The 21793-nt window shown below is 64.8% G+C and carries 20 protein-coding genes and 2 pseudogenes; 15 read left to right on the forward strand and 7 right to left on the reverse strand.

Annotated features, from left to right (window positions below; genetic code table 11):
- The first annotated feature begins 88 nt into the window (after positions 1–88).
- Positions 89–901, forward strand: a complete 813-nt coding sequence (gene blaOXA, locus ACVW1C_RS37350; RefSeq protein ID WP_456762507.1) for a class D beta-lactamase — start codon at positions 89–91, stop codon at positions 899–901.
- 61 nt (positions 902–962) lie between these two features.
- On the opposite strand, the gene ACVW1C_RS37355 is transcribed toward blaOXA, so the two are convergent.
- On the reverse strand, positions 963–2318 hold the full coding sequence (locus ACVW1C_RS37355; protein ID WP_456763271.1) for an aminotransferase-like domain-containing protein: 1356 nt from the start codon (positions 2316–2318) through the stop codon (positions 963–965).
- Positions 2319–2471: 153 nt separating this feature from the next.
- Between ACVW1C_RS37355 and ACVW1C_RS37360 the strand changes: the two genes are divergently transcribed.
- Positions 2472–3398, forward strand: coding sequence for a DMT family transporter (locus ACVW1C_RS37360; RefSeq protein WP_456762508.1), 927 nt, complete (start codon positions 2472–2474; stop codon positions 3396–3398).
- Positions 3399–3407: 9 nt separating this feature from the next.
- Here the strand turns inward: ACVW1C_RS37360 and ACVW1C_RS37365 are convergent, their stop codons facing one another.
- Entirely contained in the window at positions 3408–4409 is a 1002-nt protein-coding gene (locus ACVW1C_RS37365) for a dienelactone hydrolase family protein (protein WP_456762509.1), read from the reverse strand.
- Positions 4410–4572: 163 nt separating this feature from the next.
- Here ACVW1C_RS37365 and ACVW1C_RS37370 point away from each other — a divergent pair, with 163 nt between their 5' ends.
- The gene (locus ACVW1C_RS37370) at positions 4573–5373 is read left to right on the forward strand and encodes a PilZ domain-containing protein (protein ID WP_456762510.1); all 801 of its coding nucleotides are present in this window, start codon (positions 4573–4575) and stop codon (positions 5371–5373) included.
- On the opposite strand, the gene ACVW1C_RS37375 is transcribed toward ACVW1C_RS37370, so the two are convergent.
- Positions 5366–5767 carry a DUF4260 domain-containing protein gene (locus ACVW1C_RS37375; RefSeq protein WP_456762511.1) on the reverse strand — a complete coding sequence of 134 codons (402 nt, stop codon included), beginning with the start codon at positions 5765–5767 and terminating at the stop codon, positions 5366–5368. The two genes, ACVW1C_RS37370 and ACVW1C_RS37375, sit on opposite strands and share 8 nt — an antisense overlap.
- Before the next feature lie 161 nt (positions 5768–5928).
- Here ACVW1C_RS37375 and ACVW1C_RS37380 point away from each other — a divergent pair, with 161 nt between their 5' ends.
- The 3 genes from ACVW1C_RS37380 (at position 5929) to ACVW1C_RS37390 (ending at position 8683) form a co-directional block, all read left to right on the forward strand.
- Positions 5929–7461 (forward strand): acyl-CoA carboxylase subunit beta, encoded by a 1533-nt coding sequence (locus ACVW1C_RS37380; RefSeq protein ID WP_456762512.1) that lies wholly within the window; start codon positions 5929–5931, stop codon positions 7459–7461.
- Positions 7462–7598: 137 nt separating this feature from the next.
- Positions 7599–7946, forward strand: coding sequence for a hypothetical protein (locus tag ACVW1C_RS37385; protein WP_176530676.1), 348 nt, complete (start codon positions 7599–7601; stop codon positions 7944–7946).
- A 425-nt stretch (positions 7947–8371) separates the two neighbouring features.
- Positions 8372–8683 (forward strand): twin-arginine translocation signal domain-containing protein, encoded by a 312-nt coding sequence (locus ACVW1C_RS37390; protein ID WP_456762513.1) that lies wholly within the window; start codon positions 8372–8374, stop codon positions 8681–8683.
- Between the two features lie 69 nt (positions 8684–8752).
- Here the strand turns inward: ACVW1C_RS37390 and ACVW1C_RS37395 are convergent, their stop codons facing one another.
- Complete coding sequence (locus ACVW1C_RS37395; protein ID WP_456762514.1) at positions 8753–9022, reverse strand: GCG_CRPN prefix-to-repeats domain-containing protein; 270 nt, start codon at positions 9020–9022, stop codon at positions 8753–8755.
- 311 nt (positions 9023–9333) lie between these two features.
- A pseudogene (locus ACVW1C_RS37400) lies at positions 9334–10031 on the reverse strand (ArsR/SmtB family transcription factor).
- Positions 10032–10196: 165 nt separating this feature from the next.
- On the opposite strand from ACVW1C_RS37400, the gene ACVW1C_RS37405 reads away from it, so the two are divergent.
- Genes ACVW1C_RS37405 through ACVW1C_RS37415 form a run of 3 tightly spaced genes read left to right on the forward strand, consistent with a single transcriptional unit; the run spans position 10197 to position 11763 of the window.
- Complete coding sequence (locus ACVW1C_RS37405; RefSeq protein WP_229167744.1) at positions 10197–10505, forward strand: NIPSNAP family protein; 309 nt, start codon at positions 10197–10199, stop codon at positions 10503–10505.
- A gap of 29 nt (positions 10506–10534) precedes the next feature.
- Entirely contained in the window at positions 10535–10888 is a 354-nt protein-coding gene (locus ACVW1C_RS37410) for an antibiotic biosynthesis monooxygenase family protein (protein WP_456762515.1), read from the forward strand.
- Positions 10889–10944: 56 nt separating this feature from the next.
- Positions 10945–11763: an isocitrate lyase/PEP mutase family protein gene (locus ACVW1C_RS37415; protein ID WP_456762516.1), complete on the forward strand. Its 819-nt coding sequence runs from the start codon at positions 10945–10947 to the stop codon at positions 11761–11763.
- A 64-nt stretch (positions 11764–11827) separates the two neighbouring features.
- Here the strand turns inward: ACVW1C_RS37415 and ACVW1C_RS37420 are convergent, their stop codons facing one another.
- Positions 11828–12256, reverse strand: a complete 429-nt coding sequence (locus ACVW1C_RS37420; RefSeq protein ID WP_456762517.1) for a hypothetical protein — start codon at positions 12254–12256, stop codon at positions 11828–11830.
- 157 nt (positions 12257–12413) lie between these two features.
- On the opposite strand from ACVW1C_RS37420, the gene ACVW1C_RS37425 reads away from it, so the two are divergent.
- Positions 12414–13055 (forward strand): trimeric intracellular cation channel family protein, encoded by a 642-nt coding sequence (locus ACVW1C_RS37425; protein ID WP_176530683.1) that lies wholly within the window; start codon positions 12414–12416, stop codon positions 13053–13055.
- A 4-nt stretch (positions 13056–13059) separates the two neighbouring features.
- Here ACVW1C_RS37425 and ACVW1C_RS37430 read toward each other — a convergent pair whose 3' ends face one another.
- Entirely contained in the window at positions 13060–14286 is a 1227-nt protein-coding gene (locus ACVW1C_RS37430) for a c-type cytochrome (RefSeq protein ID WP_456762518.1), read from the reverse strand.
- A 234-nt stretch (positions 14287–14520) separates the two neighbouring features.
- Here ACVW1C_RS37430 and ACVW1C_RS37435 point away from each other — a divergent pair, with 234 nt between their 5' ends.
- The 5 genes and pseudogenes from ACVW1C_RS37435 (at position 14521) to ACVW1C_RS37455 (ending at position 21638) form a co-directional block, all read left to right on the forward strand.
- A complete protein-coding gene (locus ACVW1C_RS37435; protein WP_456762519.1) occupies positions 14521–18015 on the forward strand; it encodes an indolepyruvate ferredoxin oxidoreductase family protein in 3495 nt (1164 codons plus the stop codon).
- A 72-nt stretch (positions 18016–18087) separates the two neighbouring features.
- The gene (locus ACVW1C_RS37440) at positions 18088–18450 is read left to right on the forward strand and encodes a hypothetical protein (RefSeq protein WP_456762520.1); all 363 of its coding nucleotides are present in this window, start codon (positions 18088–18090) and stop codon (positions 18448–18450) included.
- 228 nt (positions 18451–18678) lie between these two features.
- Positions 18679–19764, forward strand: a complete 1086-nt coding sequence (locus ACVW1C_RS37445; protein WP_456756830.1) for an IS4 family transposase — start codon at positions 18679–18681, stop codon at positions 19762–19764.
- A 326-nt stretch (positions 19765–20090) separates the two neighbouring features.
- Positions 20091–21249, forward strand: a pseudogene (locus ACVW1C_RS37450) (thiolase domain-containing protein).
- Positions 21249–21638 carry a Zn-ribbon domain-containing OB-fold protein gene (locus tag ACVW1C_RS37455; protein ID WP_021080623.1) on the forward strand — a complete coding sequence of 130 codons (390 nt, stop codon included), beginning with the start codon at positions 21249–21251 and terminating at the stop codon, positions 21636–21638. Before ACVW1C_RS37450 ends, ACVW1C_RS37455 begins: the two are co-directional and overlap by 1 nt.
- The last annotated feature ends 155 nt before the right edge of the window (positions 21639–21793 follow it).

Genomic DNA, 21793 nt, shown 5'->3' on the forward strand with positions numbered 1-21793 from the left:
AACGCGTCAAACAAGTGAGGCTCATTGCCATCCTTTCACCACGATGGCATCAGCATCGTCGTCAACCCGAACCAGATCAGGTCCCGTCGTGATCCATCGCCGCCATGCGCTCGGTCTGCTTGCTGCCGCGAGCATCCTGCCGTCGCGCAGCTTCGCCAATGTGTCCTACCAGCGCAGCGAGTTTCGTGAGGACCTGCAAAAGCGGTTCTTCGATCTCGGCACCGAGGGCACCTTCGTCGGCTACAAGGTCGACGACTATCTGATCATCGCGAGCGACAAGGTTCGCTCGGGCGAGGGCAGGCTGCCGGCCTCGACCTTCAAGATCCCGAACGCGCTGATCGCGCTCGAGACCGGCGTGGTGCAGGATCCCGACAAGGACGTCTTCAAGTGGGACGGCACGACGCGCAGCATCGAGGCCTGGAACAAGGACCACACGCTGCGCTCGGCGATCGCGGTGTCGGCCTTCCCGGTGTTCCAGGAGATCGCCCGCCGGATCGGCACGGAGCGGATGCAGAAGTATCTCGACGTTATCGACTACGGCAACCGCGACATCGGCGGCGGCATCGACCAGTTCTGGGTGACGGGCAATCTGCGGATCGATCCGGTGCAGCAGATCGATTTCCTCGACCGGCTGCGCCGCGGCGTGCTGCCGGTCGGCAAGCGCAGCCAAGAGCTGGTGTGCGACATTCTCCCGGTCACGAAGGTCGGCGAGGCCGTCATTCGCGCCAAGACTGGCCTCACCGACAAGGAGCACGGCTCGCTCGGCTGGCTGGTCGGCTGGGCCGAGAAGGGCAGCGACATCACCGTATTCGCGATGAACATGGACTGCAATACCCAGGCACAGATCGATGCGCGAATGAGCGTCACGCAGCAATGCCTCACCGATATCGTCGCGCTGTGACGGGTTGATCGCTACGCAAGCGCTTTTGCGTTTGTCGTCCAGGCAAACGCCTTGCAGCGCTTCAGCGCCCGATCGCCCGCAGCAAGGCCGGCATCAGCTTCGGGTCGCGGCACTGCGCGACGTTGAAACGCATGAAGCCGGTGGCCGATTGCGTGGTGCTGAACACGTTGCCCGGCGCCAGCACGATGTTGTCGGCGAGCGCAGCGCGCGCCACGTCGGCGGAGTCGCAACCGTCCGGCAAGCGGCACCAGAGCTGGAAACCGCCGCGCGGCATCAGCCAAGGCTCGATGCCGATGCGCTGCAGCTTCTCGCCGACGTCGCGGCGGGCGCGCGCCAGCCGCCGGCGCAGCTCCTCGACATGCTTACGGTAGAAGCCGGTCGCCAAGACGCTCGCGATGATTTCGGTCGCGACCGCACAGGGGCCGCCGAATCCGGTCGCGACCTGCAGATCGACCAGCTGCTCGATCCAGTCGGCGCGCGCCGCGATGAAGCCGCAGCGCAACGACGCCGACAGCGTCTTGGAGAAGCTGCCGATCCGGATCACGCGGTTCAGCCCGTCGAGGGCCGCAAGCCGCGCCGACGGCTCCGGCTCGAAATCCGCGAAGATGTCGTCCTCGACGATGGTGAGATCGCAGGCTGTGGCGGCATTCAGCACGCGGTGTGCGGTCTGCGGCGACATCGTCGCCCCGGTCGGATTGTGCAGCCCGGACACGGTGATGTAGAGCCGCGGCCGCTCGGCGTCGAGCACCGCCTCGAAGCTTGCGACATCGGGCCCCGATGGGGTGTAGGGCACGCTGACCAGCTTGACCTGATGGGCGCGCAGCAGCGCCCGGAAATTGAAATAGCAGGGATCGTCGACCAGCACCGTGTCGCCGGGCCGCAGCAGGAAGCGGCAGATCAGGTCGATCGCCTGGGTGCCGGACATCGTGAGCAGCACCTGCTCGGGCGACACGTCGAGGCCCTCGTCGGCGAACCGCGCCATCAGGATCCGGCGCAATGCCAGCGAGCCGCGCGTCGCGCCATAGTCCGTGAGCGCGGCATCATCGGCACGCGCCAGGCCGCGGAACGCGCGCCGCAGCGCCTCGGTCGGCATCCAGTCGGCGGGCAGCCAGCCGCAGCCCGGCTTCAGCGCGCCACTCGCGGCGTCGAGCGATTGCCGCGACACCCAGAACGGATCGACGGCGCGGTCGTGCTGCGGCTGGTCGTTGGCCAGTGCCAGCGGCGGCAGCGCTGCGGACGAGACATAGAAGCCCGAGCCCGGCCGCGCCCGGATCAGGCCCTCGGCGGCGAGCCGGTCATAGGCCTCGACCACGGTCGAGGGCGAGACGCCCATGGTCGCGGCAAAGCTGCGGACCGAGGGCAGGCGGTCGTCGGCGGCGAGCGCGCGGCTCGCGATCCTGGCGCGGATCGCGTTCATCACGCCGGCGGTCCGGGTCGCCTTTGGCGCATTGGATGGTTGCCGCAAGTGTATGCCTACCTTTACCCATACAGTTTGGCGATATTGTATTGATCCGTAACTGCCTTGGCCAGCCCGTCGCCGCTATCCTCGCCTGCGAGCGTGAGGTGTGCGATGAGCGATTCGAAGACATTGTCGGGGAAGTCTTGGTCGGGGAAGTCTTGGGCGGGTGAGGGGCGCAGCAGTGCTTCGCTGGAGGGCTGGGGCAGCGGCCTGCTCGGCGTGATCATCTTCAGCGGCTCGCTGCCGGCCACCCGCGTCGCCGTCGCCGGGTTCTCGCCGCTGTTCCTGACCTCGGCACGTGCGGCGATCGCAGCGCTGCTCGGCGCGGCACTGCTTGCGCTGCTGCGGCAGCCCTGGCCCCAGCGCAAGGATCTGGTGTCGCTGACCATCGTCGCCCTCGGCGTCGTGATCGGCTTTCCGCTGCTGACCGCGCTGGCGCTGCAGCACATCACCTCGGCGCATTCGATCGTGTTCATCGGGCTTTTGCCGCTATCCACCGCCGTATTCGGCGTGCTGCGCGGCGGCGAGCGGCCGAAGCCGCTGTTCTGGCTGTTCTCCGGCATCGGCAGCGCGACGGTCGGCGCCTTCGCATTGTCGGGCGACGGATCGGCGTCGCTGACCGGCGACCTGCTGATGGTTGCTGCCATCATCGTCTGCGGCCTCGGCTATGCCGAGGGTGCTGCGCTGTCGCGTCGGCTCGGCGGCTGGCAGGTGATTTCCTGGGCGCTGGTGCTCTCGGTGCCGGTGGTGCTCGTGATGACCATCATGACGCTGCCGCCGAGCTGGCAGGGCATCGGCGCGGCGGCCTGGCTCGGGCTCGCCTACGTCTCGATCTTCAGCATGCTGGTCGGCTTCGTGTTCTGGTATCGCGGCCTTGCGCTCGGCGGCATCGCCAGCGTCGGCCAGTTGCAGCTGTTGCAGCCGTTCTTCGGCCTCGCGCTGGCCGGGCTGCTGTTGCATGAGCAGGTACCCTGGTCGATGATCGCTGCGACCATGCTGGTTGTCGCCTGCGTCGTGTTCGCGCGCCGCTTCGCGTGACGAGCGCGGCTAGCCGAGCTTGAACAGCGTTTGCAGGAAATCGCTGACCGCCTTGCGGGCCTCGAGCGCGGTGGCCGGGTTGCCGCCGACGTGCGGGCCGAGCTCGACGCAGGCATCCTTGTAGCTGAACGGCGCCTGCGTCGCCGCGTTCATCAGCACGCCGCCTTCGCCCTCCTTGATGGTGCAATGGCGCACGGTCTGCGATCCCGTTGCCTCCACCACGGTGTTGTTGCCGATCAGGCCGACATCAAAACCGTGCGCGGAATCCGGATATTCGGTCAGCACCACGTCGCGCTTGGCGGCCTCGAGGCGCGCGACATAGGCCTTGCAGCTCGCGACCGGATTGTAGTCGTCGGGCGTGCCGTGAAAAATCCGGATCGGCCGCGCCGCGACCTCGGTGTCGGTGAGATAGCTGGTCGAGCAGTCCGGATAGAACGGGATGTAGGCGGCGAACTGCACGCCGGACTTGTTCCAGAGCTTGTTGAAGCGGTCGAGGCTCGCATAGAGCGTGGCCTGGCCGCCGCGCGAAAATCCCATCAGCACAATGCGCTCGGGATCGACCCGCGGATGCTTGGCGAGGATCTCGAGCGAACGGTAGATGTCGACGATCAGGTTGAGCCGGCCGAGCAGCGCCTGGTTCGGCCCGGTGGCGGTCAGGCCGCGGCCGGAGAAGCCGTCGATCACGAAGGTCGAGATGCCCATGCCGTTGAAGTGGCGGACCCATCCGTCCATCGCGGCGCCGACGCCGCTCGAGCCGTGCATCAGCACCACGACCGGCAGCCGGCCGGTTCCCTGCGCGATGCGGAATTCGCCGCCGACGGTGACCGGCTTGCCGTTGCTGTCGCCGGTGAGGAACTGGTGGTCGGAGATCGTCAGCGAGGGGATGGCGTAGATCTCGGTGCGGGCCGCGATCTCCTTCGGGATCTGCTGCGCGCTGGTCTCAATGCAAGCGAGCAGCAGCGCGCTGAGAAGCGCCGCGCCGATGGTGGCCGAGCGGCTGTAGGTGAGCATGATTTCCCCCTGTGACTCGGCCGAATTGTAAAGCGCGCGCTAACCATGCCAAGCGGTAATTCGTGCCGCGGGCCGCGCCGGCCCGCACTGTTACGGATCGGGTTTCAGCGATCCTTAAGCGGAGCTGCCCACCTTGCGCGCTGACGCGACATCAGAGGGGCAGATGACCTTCAGGTTCATTGCGCCTGACGCGATCAGGTCGCCAAGCCAGCGCGCACTGTTGGAGCAGTGGGATCAACTGGCCGCCGGCCGGCCATTTCCCGCATTCGCCGAGTTGAAGCCGGATCCCGCGATCCACGATCCCCGGCAGCTCGTCGCATGGGCGGTCGAGGGCGAGGGGCGGCTGCGCAAGTTCCGCGCGATGTATCAGGGCGAGAATGTCGCCGAGGCATTCAATTCCGCCTGGGCCGGCAAGACCATGGAACAGGTGGTCTCGATGTCGCTCCGGCGCATCACGCTCAGGCCGGCGAGGGAATGCGCCGAGAGTGGATGCGCGGTCTACATGGTGTTCTCCACCATCGATGCGAACGACCAGCAGGTCGATTGCGAGCGGCTGCTGCTGCCGTTCGGTCGCGGCGTGAAGGTCGAGCATCTGCTCGCGTCCCTGCAATTGACGATAGTCGGCAGCAGGCCCCGCATCGTCAAGCATTTCGACATGCAGGCGGACGTACGGCTGCAGGGCAGGATCCGTTCCGGCTTCTCCACCGGCGCGACGAGCGTTGCAGCTGGCGACCAGCGCAGGGCATCGCGGCGAAGCGTCGCGCGGGCGGCGCGGATCAGCTTCGCACGGCGCAGCATGACCTGCATCGTCCGCAACCTCTCCACGACCGGCGCTGCGGTCGAGACGACCGATCCCTCCGCCATCCCCGAGAGCTTTCGCCTCGTGCTGGAGATGGAAACGACAGAACGGCATTGCCGCGTGGTCTGGCGCAGGAAAGGCCGGATCGGCGTCCAGTTCAGCTGAGCTTGCCGATCCGCCCGAGATGGGTGAAGCCAAAGCCAGAGGAATATTTCAGCCCGTAGCCGAGCGCGCGGTCGATCCCGATATGGGCGAGCCAGATCATCGCGATCGAGAGCACCAGCGGACCTTCGCCGGCAAAACCCAGCGTCATCAGCGCCACCGGCGCCAGATAGGTGTGGGTGGCGTTGTAGGCGATGGCGCCGGCCCGCGGGCTGATCAGGTAAGCCGCAAAGCTGATGTCCGGCACCAGGAACAGCAGGACGTAGACCAGCCAGGAGCCCTCCCACTTGTAGTAGAGCACGGTCATCCCGAGGAACAGCACCAGCCCCTCCAGCCGGAGCAGGGTGCGCACCCCGCCGGTCGCGGCGCCGGTCTCGGCCGTGGTCGTATCAGTCATCGCTGTCTCCCCAGAGGTCGGAAAATCCTACCGTTTTTGCGCCCGAACCCGCCCACAAGCGCCTTTCCGGTTCCGAAATGACCGTGCTAAAGCCATTCCGAACGAAGCGGACCGGCACCTCGCGCCGGGACGCGGACTGTAGCTAACACGGGCGGAAACAAATGAAAGACATCCTCGACACCCTCGAAGAGCGGCGCGCCGGCGCCAAGCTGGGCGGCGGCGAAAAGCGCATCGAGGCGCAGCACGCCCGCGGCAAGCTGACCGCCCGCGAGCGGATCGAGCTCCTGCTGGACAAGGGCTCGTTTGAGGAATTCGACATGTTCGTCGAGCACCGCTCGATCGAGTTCGGCATGGAGAAGAGCAAGATCCCCGGCGACGGCGTCGTCACCGGCTGGGGCACGGTCAACGGCCGCAAGACCTTCGTGTTCGCCAAGGATTTTACGGTGTTCGGCGGCTCGCTGTCGGAAACCCATGCGCTGAAAATCACAAAACTGCAGGACATGGCGATGAAGGCGAGGGCGCCCATCATCGGCCTCTACGACGCCGGCGGCGCGCGCATCCAGGAGGGCGTCGCTGCCCTGGCAGGCTATTCCTACGTGTTCCGCCGCAACGTGCAGGCCTCGGGCGTGATCCCGCAGATCTCCGTCATCATGGGCCCCTGCGCCGGCGGCGACGTATATTCGCCCGCCATGACCGACTTCATCTTCATGGTGAAGAACACCAGCTACATGTTCGTCACCGGCCCTGACGTCGTGAAGACCGTCACCAACGAGGTGGTGACGGCTGAGGAACTCGGCGGCGCCTCGGTGCACGCGACGCGCTCCTCGATCGCCGACGGCGCGTTCGAGAACGATGTCGATGCGCTGTTGCAGATGCGCCGGCTGATCGACTTCCTGCCGTCGAACAACACCGACGGTGTGCCGGAATGGCCGAGCTTCGACGATATCGGCCGGGTCGACATGTCGCTGGATACGCTGATCCCCGACAATCCGAACAAGCCCTACGACATGAAGGAGCTGATCCTCAAGGTCGTGGACGAGGGCGACTTCTTCGAGATCTCGGAGACCTTCGCCAGAAACATCGTCACCGGCTTCGGCCGCATCGCGGGCCGCACCGTGGGCTTCGTCGCCAACCAGCCGATGGTGCTGGCGGGCGTGCTCGACAGTGATGCCTCGCGCAAGGCCGCACGCTTCGTTCGTTTCTGCGATGCCTTCAATATCCCGATCGTCACCTTCGTCGACGTGCCGGGCTTCCTGCCGGGCACGAGCCAGGAATATGGCGGCTTGATCAAGCACGGCGCGAAGCTCCTGTTCGCTTATTCGCAGTGCACGGTGCCGCTCGTCACCATCATCACCCGCAAGGCCTATGGCGGTGCCTTCGACGTGATGGCCTCGAAGGAAATCGGCGCCGACATGAACTACGCCTGGCCGACGGCCCAGATCGCGGTGATGGGCGCCAAGGGCGCGGTGGAGATCATCTTCCGCTCTGACATCGGTGACCCCGACAAGATCGCCGCGCGCACCAAGGAATACGAAGACCGCTTCCTGTCGCCCTTCATTGCCGCCGAACGCGGCTACATCGACGACGTCATCATGCCGCATTCGACGAGGCGCCGGATCGCGCGGGCGCTGGCAATGCTCAGGGATAAGAAGGTGGAAATCCCGACGAAGAAGCACGACAATCTGCCGTTGTGAGGAATGCGTCGGGCGGATTAGCGACTTGTCCGCCGTAGCTCGACGAGCGAAGGCGGAAGCGTAACCCGCCATCTTCGTTCCGCGCGATCCGCGGCGGCTTACGGCTCCGCCTAACCGGCCCTACAGGTTCGAACCTGATGACTGAAGACGAGCCGACCGACGACATCTCCGAGATCGAGGCGCAGATCGAGGAACTTGCCGAGAGCGCCGAACGGTCTCGCAGAATTATTCTCGGTTCGAAAGTGGCAATCGCCGGCGGGTTCGTGTTGTTGTTCGCTGCGCTGCTCGGCCTGTTCAGTTCTGGTGAGACCGCAGCACTCGGATCGATCGCGCTGGTGCTTGGCGGCATCGTGTCGCTCGGATCGAATGTCAGCACGCTGCGGCAGACCGAGGCCGCGATCAGCAGCGCCGAGGCACGCCGTGCGCGACTGATCGGCAACATCGATCTTCGGCTGGTGCACGACGCGCCGCTGAAGCTGATGTGAGGCTATGCTTCGTAGCCGGATGAGCCAACGGGTCGCGCGAACGCGCGCCCGATGACAGGCTCCGCGACATCCGGGGCCGCTTTATCCGTATGGCATCGTTCCCACATATCGCTCCGCTCATGCGGGCTACGCGGCTAGCTTACCAATCGCGCAAATCAAGCCTGCTCGCGCCGGCTGCGGCATAGCAACCCGACGAGCAATGCTAGTTCCGTTCGACGGTTCTCGAAACCGGCGGAATGGGCATGACGGGTGGAACGCGAGGAAGCGGTGGGCGTCGTGCTGGTGGTGCGACGTCACGCCATTGCAAACGCGGCCGCGCGGCGTCGAATTCCCTCGAACGTGAATGCGCGGTTCAGCGAGCATTCAGGTCGCGGCGAAAAAACTGGCTGACGCAGTTGGTCCAACTCGCAATAAAGGGAACTCTGATGGAACGCCGGGATTTTCTGAAGATGGCCTTCGGTGTCGCCGCCGGTGTGGCGACTTTTGCGGCGACCGCCCGGGCGGCGCCGCTCGCGCCGCTTCCCCTCAACGGGGATGCACGATCGCCGACAGGCAATGATGCACATCCGGCGGTGACCACGGGCGACGAGGTCGACCGTCTGAAGCCCCAGGAGGTGCGCTGGCATCACGGTCACGGACGCTGGCATCATCGGCACTGGCACCATAGGCATTGGGGCTGGCGCCACCGCTATTGGCGCAGGCATCACTGGCGTCATCATCACTGGCGCCGCTGGTGACATCCACACTACGATAGAAAAGAAAAACCCCGCGCGAGGCGGGGTTTTGTTTGCGCAGGTGTGCCGCGATCAGATCGGGCGGCAACGGCCGTAGCGCCAGGCGAAGCCATAGGGGCAGGCGCGGACACGCGGCGCAACCACGACGGGGCCGGGTGCGACGACAACGGGACGCCCGACCACGACCGCACCGGGAGCGACGACGACGGGGCCGCGGTTCCTGACGCAGCCGCCATAGGGACCGCGGTGCCAGCCGGGGCCGCAGCCGCCAGCCGCGTCAGCCGCGCTGATGCCGGCGAATGCGGTCGTCACCAAAACTGCTGCCGCAAAAAGATACTTCATGTCTTCTCCTCTTATTTGGGCCGCGCTGCGGCACCGCAACAAACTTTAGATTACCGATTCGCCCGGCTGGATCATCGCAGAAGCCGTGCCCGATGTCGTCGAAGATAGTGTTGCGGGCTGAATGCGACATGAATGTTGTAGGTCACGCCTGCGTCAGTGCGCCGCAAGCACGCCCAGCATTGATCTGAAACATTTCGCAAGCGCGACCACGACGAAGCACAGCGGCGAGGCGCGAAATGTATCGGAGAGCGAGACAAGCGAACCAAGGAGTTCGCGAATGGCCGCGCCGATGCCGAATTCAACGCGCGATATTACTCGCCCGCGCCGAACAGCGCCGCGAACCGCTTCTCGCCGTTGCGCGAGAAATTGACCACGCGGCTGCCCGGTGCAGCATCGCGCGCGGCCCATTTCAATTCGGTGAAGCGGTCCATCATCGCAGCGCCCAGCGTACCGGCGAGGTGGTGGCGCCGCTCGCTCCAGTCGAGGCAAGCCTTGCACACCGGACGACGCGGATGCGTCAGCGCATCGGCGTCGATCTGCAGCTCCTCGGCCATGAAGCGCTTGCCTTCGCCGGTGAGTTCGATCGCCTGCTTGCTCTGGCGCACCAGCTTCTGCCGCCTCATGCTGTCGAGCATCTGCACGCCGAGATCGCCGGCGAGATGGTCGTAGCAGATGCGGGCACGGCGCAGCGCCGGATTTCCTTCGGCCCGGTGCGCACGCGCATATGGCCGGCGCGGGCGGCGATGCCCTGCAGCCCTTCGAGCACATCGGCGACGTCGGGGTCAGAGAGCCGGTAGTAGCGGTGGCGGCCCTGCTTCTCGGGCTCGATCAGCCCGCCGGCCTCGAGCTTGGCGAGATGCGAGCTCGCCGTCTGCGGCGTGATGCCGGCCTCCTGCGCCAGCTCGCTCGCGGTCAGCGCGCGGCCGGTCATCAGCGCGGTCAGCATGTTGCAGCGTGCGGGGTCGCCGACCAAAGCGGCGATCCGGGAGATGTCGGGTCCTGCTTTCATAGTTCGATGATAGCCGAAGCATCGAGGTCGGGCAAGGCGGTAGTCTTCGGCATCGGACGCATGTCGTCATTGCGAGCGAAGCGAAGCAATCCATTGTGCCGCTCGCCGAAGCATGGATTGCTTCGCTGTCGCTCGCAATGACGGTGCCAACAGGAGAGGTTCCAAATGACCGTCACCGTCTTCATCCGTTACCAGCTCGATCCGTTCAAGCGCGCGATGTTCGAGGAGTATTCGCGGAACTGGCTTTCGATCATCCCGCGCTGCGGCGGCGATCTGCTCGGCTACTGGATGCCGCACGAGGGCACCAACAACATCGCCTTCGCGCTGATCTCGTTCGAAAGTCTCGCCGCCTACGAGGCCTATCGCGCGCGGCTGCGCCAGGACAGCGAGGGCATGGCGAACTTCAACTTCGCGGAACAAAACCGCTTCATCCTCGCCGAGGAACGAACATTTCTGCGCAAGGTCGAGCTATAGTTACTCCACAACAATGCGCGGAGGCGCCCATGATTGCCGTGATCTTCGAAGTCTGGCCGAAGGCTGAGCACCGGGAGCTCTATTTTGACCTAGCCGCCGAGCTGAAGCCGATCCTGCAGCAGATCGACGGCTTCATCTCGGTCGAGCGGTACGAGAGCCTCACCGAGAAGGGCAAGTTCGTGTCGCTGTCATTCTTCCGCGACGAGGCCGCGGTAGAAGCCTGGCGCAACACGATCGAGCACCGCCGCACCCAGGCCAGGGGCCGCGCGCGGATCTTCGAGAATTATCGGCTGCGGGTCGCGAGCGTGATGCGTGACTACGGCTTGAACGAACGCGATCAGGCACCGAAGGACAGCCGCGCGGTGCATGAAGCGAAACTCTAGCGCTCGCATATATGCGTGCCTATCTCTGCGCGGCCAACGACTTTAGGGAGCGACCAATGCCACTGCCAACTGCTGACAAACGAGCCGCCTTCAAGAAGCTGCACGACAGCGGGTGCTTCATCATTCCGAACCCGTTCGATGTCGGCAGCGCCCGCGCCTTGCAACATCTCGGCTTCAAGGCGCTGGCCTCGACCAGCGCGGGCTTTGCCTGGACCATCGCAAAGGCCGACAACCGCGTCACCGTCGATGACGTCTGCGACCACCTCACCGCGGTGTGCGCGGCGGTCGATATTCCCGTCAACGCCGATTTCGAGGGCGGCTTCGCGGTCGAGCCGGACAAGGTTGCGGTCAATGTTGCGCGCGGCGTCAAGACCGGTGTTGCCGGCCTCTCGATCGAGGACTCCACGGGAGACGCGGCCAATCCGCTGTTCGAGCACAAGCTCGCGGTCGAGCGCATCAGGGCGGCGCGCAAAGCCATCGATGCCGACCACAGTGGCGTGCTGCTCACCGGCCGCTGCGAGGCGTTCCTGTGGGGCAAGAAGGATCTCAATCTGGTGATCGAGCGGCTGCAGGCCTATTCGGAAGCCGGGGCTGATGTGTTGTATTCGCCGGGCATCTCGACCAAAGAAGAGATCTCCGCGGTCGTGAAGGCGGTGGCGCCGAAGCCGGTCAATCTTTTGATCGGCGGCGCGTCCGACCTGACGTTGCAGGCGGTCGCCGACCTCGGCGTGCGCCGGATCAGCGTCGGCGGCGCACTGGCGCGGATGGCCTGGGCCGGCGTCATGAAGGCGGCCAAGGAGATGGCCGAAAAGGGCACCTTCACCGAATTCGCCAACGGCTATCCCGGCGGCGAGCTCAACAAGATGTTCAAGTAGTCGCCACAAAAAAGCAGCGGGCCGTGGGGGCCCGCTGCTCGCGCCTGGTCAATGTCGTCACGCGTTACTTCGCATTCTGCGCCGGCGGGGCCGCCGGCTTGTTCATGTCCGGCTTGTTCATGTCAGACGGCGGGGTCGACGGGTTGGCCGGCGCCGCGCCCGTGGTTACGCCGGGCTGGCTGTTCGGCTTCGGCGTCACGTCGCGCATGCCGGGAGGCGGCGCCGCTGGGTTAACCGGTTGCGTCTGCGCGGTCTGCGTCGACGGCGTCGTGCCGGCCTCGTGCACCGACGTGTTGTTCAACCCGTAGAACAGCGCGCCGAGCACCACGGCCACCGCAACTGCGAACATCGCGATCTTGGTGCTGCTGGCCGGTCCCTCCTGGAGTTCCGGATCCGGCTGCAGCTCGTTGTCCAGGCTGTTGAAGCGCGCCTGACGGCGGATTTCGTCATCGGTCAGGTTGGCGCGATACGGATCGTCAGGGTTGTAAGCCATTTCAAAGTTCCTCCGTTAGCCCCCCAAGGCTAAGCGCTAGGCTAAACGCTGGAGACAATGGCTGGCGCGCGCGGATGTTCCGCGCCAATGTTGCAACCTGTTCATGCTGGAACCGCCGATTCCGTGGGTTCCGAACCTGTTCCATGAGGCTTTTTCAATGTGGACCATGCCGCCCACCGATTCGGTGCTGCACGTGCTCTCGTTCATTGCCGTTGCGGCGCAATCGATGACGGCGGCGCTGGCGGCGGGCAGACGCAGCATGGATTGGGCCGGCGTCTGCATGCTCGGGGCGATCACCGCGCTCGGCGGCGGCACCATCCGCGACGTGCTGCTCGGGCATTATCCGCTGCTCTGGGTCGCGCAACCGATCTACCTTGCGATCGCGGCGGCGGGCGCCTTCGCCACCATCCTGCTGGCGCGGCTGGTGGTCAGGCTCAATCTCGCATTCCTGGTGCTCGATGCGATCGGGCTCGTGGTGTTCACGATGGCCGGCTGCGACGTGGCCTGGCAGGTCGACGCCTCGCTGCCGATCGTGATCGTCGCCGGCATGATCACCGGATGCGCCGGCGGCGTGCTGCGCGACATCCTCTGCAATGAGGTGCCGCTGCTGTTTCGAAGCGAGCTCTACGCCAGCGTCTCGGTGGTGACCGGGCTGTTCTATGCGACCGCGTTCGGACTGAACCTCAACCCACCGGTTTGGACCCTGCTGACCTTCGCCCTCGGCCTGACGTTCCGGATGCTGGCGATCCGCTACAAATGGGAGATGCCGAAATTCGTGTTCAGCGACGAGGAGCGCTGATCGGCTATTTCGCCGTCCGCACCTTCGCGACCTCGTCCGCGCTCACGGCCGGCGCAGCATTGCCCCAGGCATTGCGGATATAGGTCGCGACATCGGCGACCTCCTGGTCGGTGAGCTTCGGATAAGACGGCATCGATCCCGCGTTCGGCGCGCGAGGCGTGGTCAGGGTCTGCGCACCGTGAAGGATGATACGCAGCGTGCTTGCGGGATTGGCCGATTGCAGATTGGCGTTGCCGGGCAGCGGCGGATAGATCCGTGGGCTGCCGGAGCCATCGAGCTCATGGCAGGCGATGCAGGTCGCGCGATAGATGCGCTCGCCGTTGCTCATCTGCGTGGGCGAGGGCGGGATGACCTGCGGCTCCGGCGCGCCGGCGGGCAGGCTCTTCAGATAGACCGCGATCGCGCGCACATCGGCGTCGCTCATCTTCGAGGTCGAATCGACCACCACCTCGGACATCAATGGGCCGGCATGGCTGTGCCCGTTGCGGCCGCTCTGCAGATATTCGGCGATGTCGCCTGCGCTCCAGGACTTCAGCCCACTTCGCTCGGCGCCGTCGAGCCTGGGCGCGAACATGCCCTGCACCATGCTGCCGCCGAACGCCTGGTCGCGTTTGTCGGCGCCGAACGCATTCTTCGGTGTATGGCAGGCGCCGCAATGGGCGAGGGCCTCGACGAGGTAGCGGCCGCGATTCCATTCCGCGGTCCTGCTCTGGTCCGGCTGGATGATGCCCGGCGTGAAGAACAGGGCGTTCCAGGCCCGCATCAGCCCGCGGTAATTCAAAGGCCAGTGCAGCTCCGGCGGCGGCGCCTTGTTGCTGACCGGCGCCAGCGTCGCGAGATAGGCGCGTATCGCCAGGATGTCGTCGCGGATCAGCTTCGTGAAATACGGGTAGGGGAAGGGGGGGTAATAATGCGCCCCGCTTGGCGAGACGCCCATCCGCAGCGCGCGGACGAAATCGTCGTCGCTCCAGCCGCCGATGCCGGTATCGCGATCGGGCGTCAGGTTCGGCGAGAACACCGCACCGAACGGCGTGTCGATCCGCTTGCCCCCGGCGAAGGGCTTTGCCGGGTCGGCGGTGTGGCAGCTCGCGCAGTCGCCGGCGATCGTGAGCGCCCGGCCGCGGGCGATGATGTCTTCGGTTGACGCAGCGGTGCATTCGCGAGCCGCGAACGCGCTGCACAACAGCACACCGGCCAGAATCGCACCGGTCGTTCGAGGTCGTCGCCGCATCCATTCACCTTCCGGTCCACACGACGCGTCACGCCGTTTCGCCGCGGGCCTGTCCTGCGACAGAAACCGAAACGGCCCTGCAATATTCCCGGCACGAAATTGCGATTTTCGAGCGACGGGCTCGGTCGCCCAGAATTGTGCTGCGCGGGCTGGAAAATCCGACATAGACTGGTTCTAACAAGTTCGGATGACTAGCTAAAACGCAGGCGTCGCGACCAACGCAAAGAGGGCTAAATGGGAATCAACCAAGGGCCTATCAGCCTCGACCAAAAATACACCCAAGGCACCGGCCACGTCTTCATGACCGGCATCCAGGCACTGGTCCGCCTGCCCATGGCGCAGATCAGACGCGACCGCGCCGCAGGCCTCAACACGGCAGGCTTCATCTCCGGCTATCGCGGTTCCCCCCTCGGCGGTTACGACCAGCAGCTGTTCGCCGCCCGCAAGCATCTCGAGCAGTACAACATCAAATTCCAGCCCGGCGTGAACGAGGACCTTGCGGCCACCGCGATCTGGGGCTCGCAGCAGCTCGCCCTGTCACCCGGCGCCAAATATGATGGCGCGGTCGGCATCTGGTACGGCAAGGGCCCCGGCGTCGACCGCTGCGGCGACGTCTTCCGCCACGGCAATGCGGCGGGCTCCGCCAAGCACGGCGGCGTGCTTTGCCTGGCCGGCGACGATCATGGCGCAAAGTCCTCCACGGTCCCGCATCAGTCCGACCACGCCTTCATCTCCGCGCTGATGCCCTACCTCTACCCATCCAGCATCCACGAAATGATCGAGATGGGCCTGCTGGGTATCGCGATGTCGCGCTACTCCGGCTGCTGGGTCGGCATGAAGGTGATCACCGAGACGGTCGAGACCACGGCCGAGATCGACCTCACCGACGAGATGACGCCGTTTATCATTCCGGCCGATTTCGAATTGCCGCCGGGCGGCCTCAACATCCGCTGGCCCGACGACCGGTTCGAGCAGGATCGCCGGCTGCAGGACTACAAGGGCTTTGCCGCGATCGCCTTTGCCCGCGCCAACAAGGTCAACCGCGTCACGATGGATTCGCCGAACGCGCGCTACGGCATCATGGCCTCGGGCAAGAGCTATGAGGACATCCGCCAGGCGCTGCGCGAGCTCGGCGTCACGCCCGAGATCGCCGCCAAAATCGGCATCCGCCTCTACAAGATCGGCATGCCCTGGCCGCTGGAGCCGGAAGGCGTACGCAATTTCGCGGTCGGCCTCGAGGAGATCTTCATCGTCGAGGAGCGCCGCGAGATCGTCGAGAACCAGGTCAAGCAGGAGCTGTTCAACCGGCGCGACGACGTGCGCCCGCGCATCGTCGGCAAGATGGACGATCACGACAAACGCTTCCTGACCTTCGCCGCCGAGCTCAGCGTGGCCTCGCTTGCGAGCTCGCTCACCGAGCGGCTGCTTCGACTTAATCTCAATCCTGAAATCGCCGAGATGCTGCGCGCCAAGGCCGACTGGTTCAACGGCCGCCAGTCGTCGCAGATGCAGGCGACCGCACCCGTCAGCCGCACGCCGTATTTCTGCTCGGGCTGCCCGCACAACACCTCGACCAAGGTGCCGGAAGGCAGCCGCGCGCTCGGCGGCATCGGCTGCCACTTCATGGCGCTGTGGATGAACCGCTCGACCGAGACCTTCACCCATATGGGCGGCGAGGGCGTACCGTGGGTCGGCATCGCGCCGTTCACCAACGAGAACCACATCTTCGCCAATCTCGGCGACGGGACTTACTTCCACTCCGGCATTCTGGCGATCCGCCAGTCGATCGCCTCCAAGGCCAACATCACCTACAAGATCCTCTACAACGACGCCGTCGCCATGACCGGCGGCCAGCGCCACGACGGCGACCTGTCGCCGCAGCAGATCACCTTCCAGCTCCACGCCGAAGGCATTCGCGAGATCTACCTGGTGTCGGAAAACCCGGGTTCTTATCCGGCCGACACGATTGCGCCCGGCGTCAAGCTGTTCCATCGCGACGAGCTCGAAAACGTCCAGAAGATGTGCCGCGACACCAAGGGCACCTCGGCGATCGTGTTCGTGCAGACCTGCGCCGCGGAAAAGCGCCGTCGCCGCAAGCGCGGCCTGATGGAGGATCCGGCGCGCCGCGTGCTGATCAATCCGGCCGTCTGCGAAGGCTGCGGCGACTGCTCGGTGCAGTCGAACTGCATCTCGGTCGAGCCGCTGGAGACAGAATTGGGGCGCAAGCGCACCATCAACCAGTCGACCTGCAACAAGGATTATTCCTGTGTGAAGGGTTTCTGCCCGTCCTTCGTCACGGTCGACGGCGGCACCCTGAAGCGGCGCGCGCCCACCGAGCTTGGCGATATCGGCGCCTTGCCGGAGCCGGCCTCGAAGCCCGCGCTGGATCGTCCCTACAACATCGCGGTCGGCGGCGTCGGCGGCACAGGCGTGCTGACGATCGGCGCGCTGCTCGGCATGGCCGCGCATATCGAGGGCAAGGCCTCGATGATCCTTGACATGTCTGGCCTCGCGCAGAAGGGCGGGGCGGTGCTCAGCCATGTCCGGCTCTCCGAGCACACCGCCGACGTGACCTGTTCGCGCATCGTGACCGGCACGGCCGATCTCGTCCTCGCGGCCGACGAGGTCGTGGCGGTATCGAAGGACACTATCACGCTATGCGATGCGAGCCGCACCGTCGGCATCATCAACAGCCACATCATCCCGACCGCGGATTTCATCCTCAACCGCGACTTCAATTTCCAGAGCCGCAAGGTCAACAGCGTGCTGGAGACCGAGCTGCGCAAGGACTCTGCATTCTTCGACTTCACCAAGCCGGCCGAAGCGCTGCTCGGCGACTCCATCGCCACCAACATCATGATGATGGGCTTTGCCTATCAGCGCGGGCTGCTGCCGCTGTCGGCGGAATCGATTCAGCAGGCGATCGAGGTCAACGGGGTCTCGATCAAGATGAACACGCAGGCGTTCCAGCTCGGGCGCCTGGCCGCGGCCGATCCGGCGCGGCTCGCCGCGATGATGAAGGGGCAGGACGACGACGTCGCACCGGTCAAGTCGCTGGATGCGATGTCGCTCGATGAGATCATCACCCACCGCATGGCGCTGCTGACCGGCTATCAGAACGCGCGTTTGGCAAAGCGCTACCGCAAGCTGGTCGACCAGGTCCGCGACATCGCCACCAAGGGCGGCTATGGCGAGGCGCTGCCGCGCGCGGTCGCGATCAACTACGCCAAGCTGCTCGCCTACAAGGACGAGTATGAGGTGGCGCGGCTGTTCACCGACGGCCGCTTCGAGAAGCAGCTGCGCGATCAGTTCGAGGGCGACTTCAAGTTCAACTTCAATCTGGCACCGCCGATCCTCGGCGGCGGGCTCGATGCGCAGGGCCGGCCGAAGAAGCGGGCGTTCGGTTCGTGGATGATGTCGGCCTTCAGGGTGCTGGCGCGATTCCGCTTCCTGCGCGGCACGCCGCTCGACATCTTCGGCTACAACGCCGACCGCAAGCTCGAGCGCGATCTGATCGCGGGCTACGAGAAGGATGTCGCGACGGTGCTGACCCTGCTGTCGCCGCTCAATCACGACATCGCGGTCGAATTGCTGTCGCTGCCGGATCGCATCCGCGGCTACGGTCCGGTCAAGGACAAGGCGATCAAGGAGGCGAAGGTTCGCTACACGCAACTCGCCGCCGACCTCGCCAACCCGCCGCCCGCGCCGCGGCAGATGGCGGCGGAGTAGATACCACGTATTCAGCTGCGATGGCGGTTAGCGAAGCGTAACCCGCCATCGCGTCCACGCGCTGATGCTTCGATGGGGCACGACTTGGAAATGGATGCGAGTCAGAGAATCGTCACGCAGACACCGCTCGCGGAACTCTGGGACAACAACGGGGCGGTGAACGCGCGTCGGATTGAGCCGATAGGCGAGGCAGAAATTGTTCGGCTTCTGCGCGATGGTTCGGTCTTTGTGGTCGCCGACGTAGGTCTTCTGCTGCGGTGGATAGCGGCAGACGATTGCTTTGCGTTCTGGAAGGATGAAGTGAAGTGTCGTCTGGCGGATCCAAATGTGGATCGCCTCGATCTCAGCGATTATCCGGCCAACTACTGCTATGCCGCATCGATGTGGTCATGCGCGTCGCTTGGGGCGGTGATCGTTCTGGAAAAGCATCACTAGCCTGCCGGCAAACGCTACATATTCAGTGTCGTCCCGGGCAAGCGAAGCGCGACACGGGAGCCACAACCACCGCATTTCATTGTAGCGCGATGCTGGGGCCACTGCCTTATCTCGGAGCGCAGCCTAGTGGCTATGGGTAGGTCCCGGCCTTCGCCCATAGGCGCTAAAATAGGATTTGCGCGTTGAATTTGTATGTGATTCCAAGAAGGGATGAGACACGAATCGCTTGTGAACGAAGACTGGGCGCGTGTTGTTGCTCGGCTTGGTGGGGCTGAGGCTCTGGAGGTTGGCGCGCGCGAGACGAAGGCGTTTGTTCGTCCGCGCGAGATCACCAATGCGGTTGATTTGCTGCGGCTGATCCTTGCGTATTGTCTGGGCACGCGGGGTCTGCGGCTGACGGCGGCGTGGGCGACGTCGGTGGGCCTTGTCGACATCTCCAACGTGGCTCTGTTGTATCGCTTGCGTCAGTCCGGAGATTGGCTGGCGCAACTGATAGGTCAGGCACTTGCGAGTGGTGCGCCGAAGGCAAGCCGCGGTCGGCTGATCCGCATCGTTGACGCCACGACGGTCCCCAAAGCCGGAACCGAGGGCAGGCAAAACAACGCGGTGTGGCGTATCCACAGTGCGTTCGATCTTCCGCAAGAGCGCTTTGGGCACTTCGAGCTGACCGATGAGGGCGCAGGCGAGACACTGGATCGGATACCCGTGACTGCCGGCGAGATCCGTCTTGCCGACCGTGCCTACCTGCAACCAGAGCGCATGGCGCATCTGGTCGATGCCGGCGCGGACTTCGTGATCCGCGCGGGCTGGAAGAGCGCGCGTTGGCTGGATCGCAACGGCAACCTTGTCGATCTCATCGCAGAGCTGCGCAAGGCCTTGGCAGGCGGCATGATCGATCGACCGATCTGGATAGAGCGCAAGTCCGGTGCGCAACCGCTTGCTGTGCGCTTGGTCGCGGTCAAAAAGCCGGCGCATGCGGCCGCGGAGGCGCGACGCAAGGCACGCAGGACAGCCCAGAAGGGAGGCCATCAACTCTCCAGGCAAACGCTTGAGGCCGCAGATTGGGTAATCCTGGCGACCTCGCTCAAGGGCGAGGACTTCACGGCTGCTGACGTCATTGCCCTCTACCGGTTGCGATGGCGGATTGAGCTCGGCTTCAAGCGGCTGAAGAGCTTGATTGGCTTGAAGGGACCTCCCGGAACTGACCAGCGGTCCGCTAAACCCCATATCCTCGCTCACCTGCTGATCACTCTACTGCTCGAGCCGTTGGTCGACGAACTCGAGGACTCTCCCCGCTTGGACGAAGCCGCCTGACCGGACCTTCCGCATGGCGCCTGCTACGTCAGCTCATCGCCTCATTGCTCCAAGCCGTCATTCCCCAACCCACGATCGCTTGTCTGCGCAGAGCAAGCCGTGCTCTCCGGCGACATCTGCGCGAGCCCCCCAGACGCAAGCGCCGCTATCAGGCAATGATCAAACTATCTTAGCGCCTATGGGCCTTCGCCGGGACGACACCTGTGTTGTGGGTGCGCGCACTGCGCATAAGGGCAGTCTCGCCTGACGGAATATTTCCGCGCTTGCCAAGGTCGCGCCGTCGGTTCAGAAAAACGCTGGAGCGAGAAACGTCAGCGGAGAGCGATTTGACCATCAAGGGCAAGGCCTACATTGCCGGGATCTACGAGCATCCCACCCGGCATGCACCCGATAAATCAACAGCACAGCTGCACGCCGAGGTCGCCAAGGGGGCGATCGAGGATGCCGGGCTCACCAAGGACGACATCGACGGCTATTTCTGTGCCGGCGACGCACCGGGCGGGTTGTGGCCGATGGTCGATTATCTCGGTCTCAACACCAAGAAGCTGCGTCACGTCGATTCCACCGAGACCGGTGGCTGTTCCTATCTGATCCATCTCGGTCACGCCGCCGAGGCGATCGCGGCGGGCAAGTGTTCGGTCGCGCTGGTTACGCTCGCAGGCAAGCCGCGCACCGGCCCGATGCCGCCGCGCGCCTCCGGCGCCGAGGCGGACTTCGAATTGGCTTACGGGGCTACCACGCACAATGCCTATGGCATGTGTGCCATGCGCCATATGCACGACTACGGCACCACCTCCGAGCAGCTCGCCTGGATCAAGGTCGCGGCCTCGCATCACGCGCAATACAATCCGCACGCGATGCTGAAGGAGGTCGTGACCGTCGAGGACGTCTTGAGCTCGCCGATGATCTCGGACCCGCTGCACCGGATGGATTGCTGCGTCGTCACCGACGGCGGCGGGCGCGATGATCGTTACCACGCCGGAGATTGCCAGGAGCCTGAAGAAGCCGCTGGTGCGCCTGATCGGCCATGGCGAGGCGATGAAGGGCCCGCGCGGCGGCAAGGATCTCGATCTCACATACTCCGCCGGCGTGTGGTCCGGCCCGCGTGCCTTCGAAGAGGCAGGCGTGACGCCGAAGGACATCAAATACGCCTCGATCTATGACAGCTTCACCATCACGGTGCTGATGCAGCTTGAAGACCTCGGCTTCTGCAAGAAGGGCGAGGGCGGCAAGTTCGTCGCCGACGGCAATCTGATCTCGGGCGTCGGCAAGCTGCCGTTCAACACCGACGGCGGCGGCCTGTGCAGCAACCATCCCGTCAATCGCGGCGGCATGACGAAGATCCTCGAGGCGGTGCGCCAGTTGCGCGGCGAGGCGCATCCGAAGGTGCAGGTTAAGAACTGCGACCTCGCGATCGCCCACGGCACCGGCGGTCTGCTCGGCGTTCGCCACGCCGCCTCAACCTGCATTCTGGAGCGTGCGTGATGTCTGAAGCCAAGAAGTACAACGCCCCGGTGACCAATCCGGAGACCGCGCCGTTCTGGGAAGCGGCGAAGGCGGGCAAGTTCATGATCAAGCGCTGCACCACCTGCGGCGAAGCGCATTACTTCCCGCGCGCGATCTGCCCGTTCTGCTTCTCCGACAAGACGGTGTGGGAGGAGTCGAGCGGCGAGGCCACAGTGTACACCTACAGCCTGATGCGGAAATCGCCGACCGGTCCGTATGCGATCGCCTATGTGACGCTGAAGGAAGGTCCGTCGCTGCAGACCAACATCGTCGATTGCGATCTGGAGACGGTGAAGATCGGCCAGAAGGTCAAGGTGGTGTGGAAGCCGACCGACGGCGCGCCGCTGCCGTTCTTCACGCCGGCCTAGCTTCAAAGTACCTTCCCCCTTGTGGGGGAAGGTACGTAGGCGGCCTTCGGCCGCCGTACTAATTAACGCCGATGCTTTGCATCGGCTATGGAAGCTGCCGGAAGAGGGGTGTCTCTCCGCGAGAGACGTGTTTGTGGAGATAACCCCTCTCCCAA

It is taken from the genome of Bradyrhizobium sp. USDA 4011 (assembly GCF_054063415.1).

What these genes read in the sequence shown, in the direction of transcription:
- ACVW1C_RS37425 (WP_176530683.1), top strand. Translation starts at nt 12,414, where the DNA reads ATGTGGACCATGCCGCCCACCGATTCGGTGCTGCACGTGCTCTCGTTC.
- ACVW1C_RS37385 (WP_176530676.1), top strand. Translation starts at nt 7,599, where the DNA reads ATGACTGAAGACGAGCCGACCGACGACATCTCCGAGATCGAGGCGCAG.
- ACVW1C_RS37395 (WP_456762514.1), bottom strand. Translation starts at nt 9,022, where the DNA reads ATGAAGTATCTTTTTGCGGCAGCAGTTTTGGTGACGACCGCATTCGCC.
- ACVW1C_RS37405 (WP_229167744.1), top strand. Translation starts at nt 10,197, where the DNA reads ATGACCGTCACCGTCTTCATCCGTTACCAGCTCGATCCGTTCAAGCGC.
- ACVW1C_RS37390 (WP_456762513.1), top strand. Translation starts at nt 8,372, where the DNA reads ATGGAACGCCGGGATTTTCTGAAGATGGCCTTCGGTGTCGCCGCCGGT.
- ACVW1C_RS37355 (WP_456763271.1), bottom strand. Translation starts at nt 2,318, where the DNA reads ATGAACGCGATCCGCGCCAGGATCGCGAGCCGCGCGCTCGCCGCCGAC.
- ACVW1C_RS37430 (WP_456762518.1), bottom strand. Translation starts at nt 14,286, where the DNA reads ATGCGGCGACGACCTCGAACGACCGGTGCGATTCTGGCCGGTGTGCTG.
- ACVW1C_RS37415 (WP_456762516.1), top strand. Translation starts at nt 10,945, where the DNA reads ATGCCACTGCCAACTGCTGACAAACGAGCCGCCTTCAAGAAGCTGCAC.
- ACVW1C_RS37360 (WP_456762508.1), top strand. Translation starts at nt 2,472, where the DNA reads ATGAGCGATTCGAAGACATTGTCGGGGAAGTCTTGGTCGGGGAAGTCT.
- ACVW1C_RS37440 (WP_456762520.1), top strand. Translation starts at nt 18,088, where the DNA reads ATGGGGCACGACTTGGAAATGGATGCGAGTCAGAGAATCGTCACGCAG.
- ACVW1C_RS37455 (WP_021080623.1), top strand. Translation starts at nt 21,249, where the DNA reads ATGTCTGAAGCCAAGAAGTACAACGCCCCGGTGACCAATCCGGAGACC.
- ACVW1C_RS37420 (WP_456762517.1), bottom strand. Translation starts at nt 12,256, where the DNA reads ATGGCTTACAACCCTGACGATCCGTATCGCGCCAACCTGACCGATGAC.
- ACVW1C_RS37435 (WP_456762519.1), top strand. Translation starts at nt 14,521, where the DNA reads ATGGGAATCAACCAAGGGCCTATCAGCCTCGACCAAAAATACACCCAA.
- ACVW1C_RS37375 (WP_456762511.1), bottom strand. Translation starts at nt 5,767, where the DNA reads ATGACTGATACGACCACGGCCGAGACCGGCGCCGCGACCGGCGGGGTG.
- ACVW1C_RS37370 (WP_456762510.1), top strand. Translation starts at nt 4,573, where the DNA reads ATGACCTTCAGGTTCATTGCGCCTGACGCGATCAGGTCGCCAAGCCAG.
- ACVW1C_RS37365 (WP_456762509.1), bottom strand. Translation starts at nt 4,409, where the DNA reads ATGCTCACCTACAGCCGCTCGGCCACCATCGGCGCGGCGCTTCTCAGC.
- ACVW1C_RS37410 (WP_456762515.1), top strand. Translation starts at nt 10,535, where the DNA reads ATGATTGCCGTGATCTTCGAAGTCTGGCCGAAGGCTGAGCACCGGGAG.
- ACVW1C_RS37380 (WP_456762512.1), top strand. Translation starts at nt 5,929, where the DNA reads ATGAAAGACATCCTCGACACCCTCGAAGAGCGGCGCGCCGGCGCCAAG.